Raw genomic sequence first — 9483 nt, 5'->3', positions numbered from 1 at the left:
GAGGCTGGCCTCCATGAATTGTCAAAGGCCACCATCTGGGGGCTGGCACCGCCGGTGAGCATTACGTCGCGTTCAAGAACATAGACGTCATTCCCCGGGGAAGTATTTGTTGCCATGTAGTATCCATCTCGCCAAACTCCAAGCTTTTCATAATCAGGCAAGTCGTCCACATCAAAGGAATAAGCATACCATGTACCTGTTGGATCATTCGTCGTTGAGACTGCAACCATAACATAATCATTGCCACTCCCATATGCTGATGGAATTGAAAATTCCGCAACCAGCCATCTATCTGCCTGTTCATCGTAAAGTACGATTGGATCTCCGTCATTTCTTGTAGAACCTGCAACACCGCTAAACAGAGTATTCAGAGCAGTTGGTCCTGCCTCCAGAGTGCCTGATTTGCTGTATATCGCATACACAACATTAATGGTCTGCATAAAATGATCAGGCCCCACGGTTCCGTTGCAATCGGGAGGATACGATGAAGAAGCCTGTCCTTCAAAATTCTGATAAACGGTAGCACTGGTCATGGGTGCCCTGTTGCTTTGGTTCAGCAGGGGATCAAGGCCCTGGTAGGCATTTTCAAGGTTTTCGTACAAGCGGGTATGCTTGCGGGGCTTTTTCGCTTTGGCTTCTGCTTTGGCAGCCATTTCGGCAAGCTCTTCAGGAGTGAGTTGGGGAATATCCCTTAAAGGTGGAGTTTCTCCCAGGAAAACTCCGTTGCTGATACGATTGGGCGATTGCTGGGCATAGATTAAACCTGGTAGAAAAAGCAGAATTAAACAGGTGGTGATTATAAACTGAAATCTTTTCATGGCGTACAAGTGATTGAAGATGGTGCTGTTAGATGGGTTAGTTTGTTACCGAATTTCTAAATATGAAATTATGTGCAAAGATAAATATTTTCTTTTTCCGAAGCTACCTAAAAATGGTGGTAATTATACCCAATTCGCTAATATTCTTCATATTATGTTTTGATTTCCCAATAAATGATCAATCAATGTTTATCAATGTTAAAACAAGTTCATTAGTAAAAAAGCAGAAACCATCCTATCCAGGATGGTTTCCGAACATTCAGTGTATGAGGAGAGTGCAGAATCGGTTTTAGGCCGTCTTAAGCCTTAGTAGTGGATCGTGTTTATAGCCACAGGAAAATAGTTCCGCTGTAGCCGTTGTAGTACCAATCCATTTTGTATTTTGAAGGGCAATCGCCCGGTTCAATAGGCTGGTTGTTTTCATCGTAACCAAAGGTCAGTGTGGCACCGGTTGTGCTGGATGGAATATCAATGGTCTCAATTCCGGATACAGGGTTCCAGTTGCATGCTTGTGTAATTACAACCGATTGTGGGGTGGAAATGTAAAACTGATCACCGCTTCTGCTTACACCCCAGGTTACCACGTTACTATATGAACCAACCAATCCGAACCCATCCATTGCTACCGTGAAATCACCCAAAGTTCCTGTATAAAGCATCCTGCGGGCAATATTCCATGTCCGGTTTGTATTATCATCAAATTGGATGGTCATAAATCCTGTGGTTTTATGTATAACTTCGGTAAGGACGAAACCAAGCTGAACAAGCAATCCTCCGGTTACATTGGTGTGGGTTTGGGTTCCATTGATGGTTATGCTGTATTGCGTCTGAACATGGATTACATTAAAATTAATAATCTCTATAATAACCGTGGCTCCCTGCATCATCCAGTTTTCATTCACATGACGATGCACCCTTACCTGACCTGTACGATAAAGGGTTTCTTCACAATTTAAACCATGATAGGTAATGTAGTAAGTTACAGTATCGTTAACGACATTGGCTGAATCAATGGTTGCATTGCAGGGAAGCCAGTCAATAGAACGTTGGTTCCCTGCTGACATCACACTTTCTACATCCTGAAAAATCTCATCGGTTACCTTTTGCTGATAATTATCATCTGTAGATACTTCCTGCACAGAGGTTGATCCTTTCTGTGGATCGGGTTCCGGGGTTTCTTCTTCTTTCTTACATCCTGAGATTACCATTCCAATGGCCAGAAACAGGACTAAACCGAGCTTTAAGAAATTGTACTTTTTCATGGTTTATTGTTTTAGTGTTTCCCGTTATACACCGGTAAATGAATTTACCCTTATTCCGGAGGGAAAAAATATTGAATATTGAAAAAGAAAGGGGGAAGGGGGCAAGCTACAAGTTGCAAGTTACAGGCTGCAAGCTACAAGTTGCAAGCTGCAAGCTACAAGTTACAGGCTGCAAGCTACAAGTTACAGGCTGCAAGCTACAAGTTACAAGTTACAGGTTACAGGTGAGTTACACTGTATCCTGCAACCTGCAACTTTCATCATTCTGCCTGAATACTATTTATTTACTGTTGACTGTCAGCGACAGTTCTGTTACTCCGCAAACTCCGAAAAAGCCTGTAGCTCCGGCGCTCAGGTTGGTGCTGACGTTGGCATTGGTACCGGGGAACAGGCTCCCCTGCCAGGTGGTTTCCAGCAAAAGGGTTCTGATGTATTCTTCATGCTCCGGTGTCAGGGAGTAACGACGCTGCACGATCAGGCTTCCCACAGGGAAGTAGATTTTTTCCACTTCCGGAGCAAAAATCTCGCTCACATCAAGTGTGGTGAGAGAATAGAACAACATTCTTGCGTGGCATGAATCCGGGTCCTGATTCTCAAAACCCGGCACCCCATGCCAATCGATGATCACCTCCCACATAGCCGGATTAGTGGTGGCGAAGGCAGAGGCTACAAAATCTATCCTGAATAGTCCGTTATCTTCTTTTACATATGTCAGTTCGCTGAAATAGCGTGGTGGGGACATGGCCGACTTGGCTGTGTATAATTTGCTGTTATAAAAAATCTGCAGGTTATAATTTCGGTTAAGCCTGCCTATCACGGTTGAATCGCTCAGGTATGTACCCGGTGATTGCGGGTCCTCGGTAAGCACCCAGTCATCATCTTCGTTGCTGATAATCACCTGGGCCCCGCTCACCACGGCCGGTATCTGGTTGAGATCAACATTGACCCTGGTCAGCTTTACCTCATGCCGTTTCAGCTCATCAGTAAGAGTGGCTTCAACGGCAATAAGATCAATGGTGGTTTCCGGGACCCATTGATCATATTCCTTTACACATCCTGAAAAAAGGATGATCAATACAATATATGTGAGTTCCCTTTTCATTAAAACTTAAACTGATAATTTATTGAAGGAATTACTCCGGCCACGCTGATCATTGTGGGTACGAGTTCATAATTACCATCCAGATCGGCCGGGACAAGGTAGCGCCCGTCAGAATTTCTGTATTTATTATAACTCACTGTATAAGGATTTGCACGTCCATATGCATTATACAGGGTGAATACAACCTGGTGACGATATCTGCTTTCAGGTTTGTTGAGGCGACAGGTAACAGCCAAATCAAGCCGGTGGTAATCCGGTAAACGGGCATTGTTCTTTTGTCCGTATACAGGAACAGAATAACCATCATACTGATAAAACCCGATGGGCTCTGTCCAGGGATTCCCGGTCATGTATATCCAGTTAGCTGAGAAAGCCCATCTCCGATATGTATCGTATGAAATAAACAGACTAATATTGTGCGGACTGTCGTAAGATGCCGGATATATCTCACCTTGATTTACCTCGGGTGTCTTCACCATCGCCCTTGAATACGTATATCCCAGCCAGCCGCTAAACTTTCCTCCGGTTTTTTCCAGCAATAATTCGATTCCTTTCGACCAGGCCTCGCCAATTCTCAACTCCCCCTCCAACAAAGGATTATAGAGCAAATTAGCATGGTCGGCATAATCCAGATGATCATAAAAGTGTTTATAGAATCCTTCAACCGATACTCTTAGTTTTCCGGGGACGACATCGAACAGAATACCTGCCATGGTCTGGTCTGTTTTCAAAGGAGGTATATTAGGACCGGCAGGCGTCCATACATCGAGTGATGTAAAGGGGCCGCTGCCATTTGATAACAATTGCATATACTGAACAGTCCTGCTATATGCCGCTTTGATTTTTAGCCAGGAGAAAACATCAAAAGTAGCCGAAATCCTGGGTTCCGGTTCTGCAAAGCTTGAATAATATCTGTTTTTTGAAACATTAATTGTATCAATAACCTGGTGGTTTGCATCAAAATAATACACCCTTCCCGGCCCTATATTTTGCCACCAGGAAAGCCGCAAACCATAATACAAATGAAGTTTAGGAGTTAAATCCTGTTCGTTACCCGCATAAAATGAAAAGTCGTTGGAATAATATTTTGATACGGTAAGCACTGAAGAGCCATCTTCTGGATCTTCAAAGTAAATGTTACCCGGATCACTTATGTACCTTGAAAAACCCAATCCTGCCCGAAAGGTATTCCTGCTGTTGACATACCAGGAAACATCCTCTTTTACCGTCAGGTTCATGATGGAAGATTTCCAATACGTGCTTTTCTCCGGGGCAAGATGAAGAAAATACCTGTAATTGCCTGTATTAACATTTGTTACAGCAAAAACACGCGGATTGAAAATATGGTTCCAGCGCAGGGATGCTGCATAATTCTCCCAGCTGATTCCAAAAGACCGGTAAACGGAATTAATAATCCTGCGAAACTCATCCTTTCCTGTATAAAAAGTAAAAAATATCTGATCTTTTGCTCCGGATATAAGCTTTACCTTGGCGTTAAGATCATAGAAATAAATCCTGAAGGATGTTTCATTATCCATCAGGTCGTTTAGCCAGTTCAGCGTACTTAAGCGGCCCGAAATATTAAATGACAGTTTATCTTTTATAATTGGCCCATCAACGCTGAGGGATGAAGCATAAGGACCAATATTTCCTCCGAAACCAAAGCGGTTCATATTACCTTCGCGCGTTGTAACATCGATGACCGATGATGCCCTGCCTCCGTATTGGGCAGGGAAATCCCCTTTAAAAACCTTCATGTCGTTGACCGCATCCGGAGTTATCACCGAAAAGAAACCAAAAAGGTGGGAAGGATTATATATTGGAACTCCATCGATCATCAACAGGTTTTGATCGTGATTACCACCCCTGACGAAAAATAGTGATGAGCCATCACCGAAGGAGCGGATACCCGGAAGGGTTTGCAAGGCTTTTACCAGGTCCACATCTCCTGCGAAACCAGGCAACTTCGACAACTCCTTTCCGGTAAAGCTGAAATCCGATAAGCGATCAAGTCCGGAGATGGCTTCTGACCGGCTTCCTGTGATAATTACCTCATTAATACCCAGGATGGCTTCACGCAGACTGTTATTCAATTCCAAATTGCTCAGAAGTTTAACTTCTACCGTATCACTGGCATAACCGAGATAGGAAAAAACTATGTTTTGTTTGCCGCCCGGAAGACGCAGCGAGTAAAACCCGTAATTGTTTGTCGCTACACCTGTCTGTGTGCCTTCAAGATAAACATTGGCACCGATAAGCGCATCACCTGTGGTGATATCACGCAGAAAACCGCTTATTATAAAGGTATTCCCTTCTTCCCTATCTGAAATGTGACTAACAGTATCTTTCTTCTTTTTCAGGATAATCTGCCCCTGCACAGTAATCCATGAAATGCCATAATCATCCAACAATTCGTTAAGTGCCTCTGATACCGGAACCTGGTCAAAGTTTACATTGAGCTTTACACTCAGGTCTACCTGTTGATGACTGTATGAGAAACGTATTCCGCTTTCCCTTGAGATCTTGTTAATGATATGTTTCAGGCTTTTGTTTTCAATTTTCAGGGTTACAGGCTTACCGGTATCCTGAGAAAACCCTGGCAATGCAGCCACTATCAACAGTAAGCATATTGCCGGTGCAACAAGAATGTTATAGTTAACGCGGCTTAGCATCATTCAAGGCTTTATTGGCAACCTTTTCCTGACAAGATGATTTGATCTCCCCGGGTTTCAATCTTAAGATCCAGGGTCACGGCAATAATTTCCAGGATGGAATCCAGGGACTGCCGGTCAAAGCTGGCCGTCATCCGGCATGAGGAAAGATGCGGCCCATCCAGCTGAACCTGGCTTTGATATGCCTTGTTGAGTGCATATATTATGTTTTCGAGTGATTCTTCCTGAAATACAAAGAGCCTGGTCTTCCAGGAAATAAAATTGGGATCCTGATTTTGTGTAATGCGGATATCATTGACCTGCAATGCTATTTCTGCTTTATCTCCCGGAATCAATGTTGTCCCTGCTTTAACTCCTTCCTTCTTATAATAAACAGAAACGCTGCCATTTACAAGAATAACCTCCATAGATCCCGGAGCTGATTCGGTATTAATCAGGAAAGATGTTCCCAGTACCCTGACTCTCACATTATTATGTTCGATAATAAATGGTTTTTCATTATTCCGTGTAATTTCAAAAAAACCTTCACCATCCAGGATGACGGTACGGTGATCTCTTGAAAATTCTTCAGGGTACTTCAAAACAGAACCCTTGTTCAGGGTTATCCTGGAACCATCGGCCAGTAGTATTTCAGAAGCACTCTCCTTAGCAACAAATTGCTCCATTTGTCCACCCCTGATGTACTGATAAACGAAAAATAAGGGCACAGCGGCCAGGACGAGTACAGCGGCTATACGAAGTATCCAGCGCGATCCTGCTGCGAAAGAAATGGTTCTGGAATGTCTGATACGTTGTGTCACAGGAAGATCGGCATTATCTATCATCCTGGATGATAAAATATCCCATTCCCTTTCAATATCAACAGATTCCGCATCAGGTTGCCAGACTGCCAATTCCCAGGTCTTCCTGAATTCTTCAAAAACCCTTCGATTTTCCACCGAAGATTGCACCCAGGCAGATAATTCCCGTATCTCATCGGGGCCGGCTTCTCCCGAAAAATATCTGGTGATCAGATCCGTGTAATATGTATCGTTTTGTTTCATTGCCTCATTGTTATACACGAAAGAATTTCTTTACCCTTATGCATTCAATAAAAAAAGTATCAATATCGTCAGATATTCTTTTAATCTCTGCCGTAAATGGGCCAGTGCCTTCGACATCTGGGCCTCGACAGTTTTAACGGAAATGCCAAGCAGCTCAGCAATTTCCTGGTATTTCATATGCTCATTTCTATTAAAAAGAAAAACCTCGCGGCATTTTTCCGGAAGTTCATCAACTGCATTGTCTATTCTGTCGCGGAGTTCAGAAAGTTCGATATCAGGATTGGCTTCTGTTGCGGCATCATGCGAAAGTCCCTCCAGAGCAATTAATTCCCTGTCGAACTTGTTGTGGTCTCTTAAGTAATTCAGGGATCTGTTTCTCACAGAAGTAGAAAGATAGCTTTTTACCTCCCTTTCAGGATTGATTGTCGTACGTTTTTCCCATAATCCCAGGAATGATTCCTGCACAATTTCCCGGGCAGTATCAAAATCCTTGACATAGCGCATTGCAAACAGGGTCATCCTCCTGAACTCATTACGGAACAAAACTTCGAAATCCTTTTTATCTAGCATTCGGACAAGCTTTAAATAAAAGTGAAAGTTATGATTTTTTTTGTGGCTTTTTAATCTTTTTATAAACGACAAATCCGAAAAACTATTTTTATTCGGAGAACAATCCCCAACTACCGGCTGACCACGGAGTGATCCTCTATTTATAGCCCGGATAACTTCAAATACCATACGACCCCGGAGGGGTCGCATGTTTATAGTTCAGCCAACGCGACCCAACCCTCGACCCCGGAGGGGTCGCATGTTTATAGCCCGGATAAGACCACAGGCCGCACGACCCCGGAGGGGTCGCATGTTCTGTCGCTTTTCCGAAGAACGCCACCGCTAACTGTTGGGAGATCCCTCAGTCGCTTCGCTCCTTCGGCATGACATGTCGCTCCCCTTTTGAGCGAGCGACAGTGTCATTCCGACCGCCGCGACTGAGCTAAGCGAAGGAGTGAAGGGAGCAATCTCCTTCAATGCGCATTACCTTAAAGATACATGTTACAAGCTGCAAGTTACAAGCTGCATGTTGCAGCCTGCAACTTGTAACTTGTAACCGGGTACTATTTCTCATTTTTCCCCAACATGCACAATGAATCATTAATAGTTAAACCCTTTCCCAAAATGAACGTATAAGTTTTATACTTTTTTAACACAAAAAGCCATTAATTTACAGTGTTTTAGCACTATATTTGTGCTGACAACCAACTTATAACAATATTATGAAGCATATTCTACGCCTGATAACAGTCTTTCTGTTTTCCACTCAAGGCCTATTGTTCTCCCAGGAAATGCCATCAAACCGCACCTGCGACCCGGATAATCCTGTCCCGTTTTCCGTTAACAAAACGCATCTTACTGTTTGGAACGGCATGGAATATCAGCCTTTTCTGGTAAAAGGCATGAACCTGGGTGTGGCTGTTCCGGGAACTTTCCCTGGTGAACTGGCTGCAACACGTGAGCAATACTGGCGATGGATAACGCGTATCCATGAACTTGGCTACAACAGTATCCGTTTGTATACGCTTCATTACCCAAGAATGTATGAAGTTCTGGATTCTTTCAACCTTCAGCACCCTAAGAACCCAATCCACATCTTTCAGGGTGTCTGGCTGGAGGAGGAACTTCCAGGATATGCTCAGGATCTTTATTTCCTGACCGATACCTTTGATCTTCAAATTAGTGAAGTTGTGGATTGCATGCACGGTAACAGGGTCATCCCCCCCAGGCTTGGCAAAGCTTACGGTACCTACGATACGGATGTATCCAAATGGATTATGGGTTATATCATCGGCAGGGAGGTTCACCCCACAGAGGTGTTGATCACCAATGCCATGCATTACAACGATACATCATATACCGGTGAGATTTTCGGATTAGCCCCGGCCTCTCCTTCGGAAACATGGTTTGCCAAAAGATTGAACCACGTAGTAGCTTATGAAAGAAACACATACCAGACCGAACGGCCTGTCAGTTTTTCCAGTTGGCCCACCCTGGACCCCATCAAACATACCAATGTGTTGTTTCCTGATGAGGACACTGTATCGATCAGTCTGTCAAACCTTCAGTTTATTGATGCCCCGGCAGGTTATTTTGCCAGTTATCATGCATATCCCTATTACCCGGAGTTCATCAACCGGCAGGAAAGTTACCTTCCTTACCATGATTACTATGGACCGAATAGCTACCTTGGGTACCTGTATGACCTTAAATCAAGATATCCTGACTTCCCGTTGATCATTGCAGAATTCGGGACACCCGGAGGATGGGGCATTGCCCATTATTCCCAAAGCGGGATGCACCACGGTGGAAACACAGATAAACAACAAGGGGAAAATAATATCCGTATCCTTCATAATATTGAAGAATCGGGCTGCGGCGGTGGAATTCAGTTCGCCTGGATCGATGAATGGTTCAAGAGGACATGGATAACCGACCCCATGGACTATAACATGGAGTCGAGAATTTTATGGCTGAACGCCTGCGCTGCTGAACAGAATTTCGGGATGATCAGGTTTGAAAAACCCATTGTCTATT

Annotated in this window: 7 protein-coding genes; 1 reads left to right on the top strand and 6 read right to left on the bottom strand. The window is 43.9% G+C overall.

The features are described 5' to 3' along the window. The 6 genes from KKA81_12250 to KKA81_12225 all read right to left on the bottom strand — a co-directional run. On the bottom strand, window positions 1-818 hold an 818-nt coding region (locus tag KKA81_12250; GenBank protein MBU2651697.1), incomplete at its 3' end, for a hypothetical protein. A gap of 323 nt (window positions 819-1141) precedes the next feature. After that, the gene (locus KKA81_12245) at window positions 1142-2080 is read right to left on the bottom strand and encodes a hypothetical protein (GenBank protein ID MBU2651696.1); all 939 of its coding nucleotides are present in this window, start codon (window positions 2078-2080) and stop codon (window positions 1142-1144) included. 280 nt (window positions 2081-2360) lie between these two features. Continuing rightward, window positions 2361-3182, bottom strand: coding sequence for a DUF4249 domain-containing protein (locus KKA81_12240; protein ID MBU2651695.1), 822 nt, complete (start codon window positions 3180-3182; stop codon window positions 2361-2363). Then, the gene (locus tag KKA81_12235; GenBank protein MBU2651694.1) at window positions 3182-5857 is read right to left on the bottom strand and encodes a TonB-dependent receptor; all 2676 of its coding nucleotides are present in this window, start codon (window positions 5855-5857) and stop codon (window positions 3182-3184) included. The genes KKA81_12240 and KKA81_12235 overlap by 1 nt, the downstream gene beginning before the upstream one ends. Before the next feature lie 8 nt (window positions 5858-5865). Next, on the bottom strand, window positions 5866-6897 hold the full coding sequence (locus KKA81_12230) for a FecR domain-containing protein (GenBank protein ID MBU2651693.1): 1032 nt from the start codon (window positions 6895-6897) through the stop codon (window positions 5866-5868). A gap of 36 nt (window positions 6898-6933) precedes the next feature. Continuing rightward, window positions 6934-7467 carry an RNA polymerase sigma-70 factor gene (locus KKA81_12225; protein ID MBU2651692.1) on the bottom strand — a complete coding sequence of 178 codons (534 nt, stop codon included), beginning with the start codon at window positions 7465-7467 and terminating at the stop codon, window positions 6934-6936. A gap of 701 nt (window positions 7468-8168) precedes the next feature. On the opposite strand from KKA81_12225, the gene KKA81_12220 reads away from it, so the two are divergent. Beyond that, a partial coding sequence (locus KKA81_12220) for a hypothetical protein (GenBank protein ID MBU2651691.1) occupies window positions 8169-9483 on the top strand: 1315 nt, incomplete at its 3' end.

This window comes from Bacteroidota bacterium (assembly GCA_018831055.1).
Taxonomy (GTDB): domain Bacteria; phylum Bacteroidota; class Bacteroidia; order Bacteroidales; family B18-G4; genus M55B132.
The sequence above is the reverse complement of the archived record's forward strand: the minus strand, read 5'-3'. Positions and strand labels throughout refer to the sequence as shown.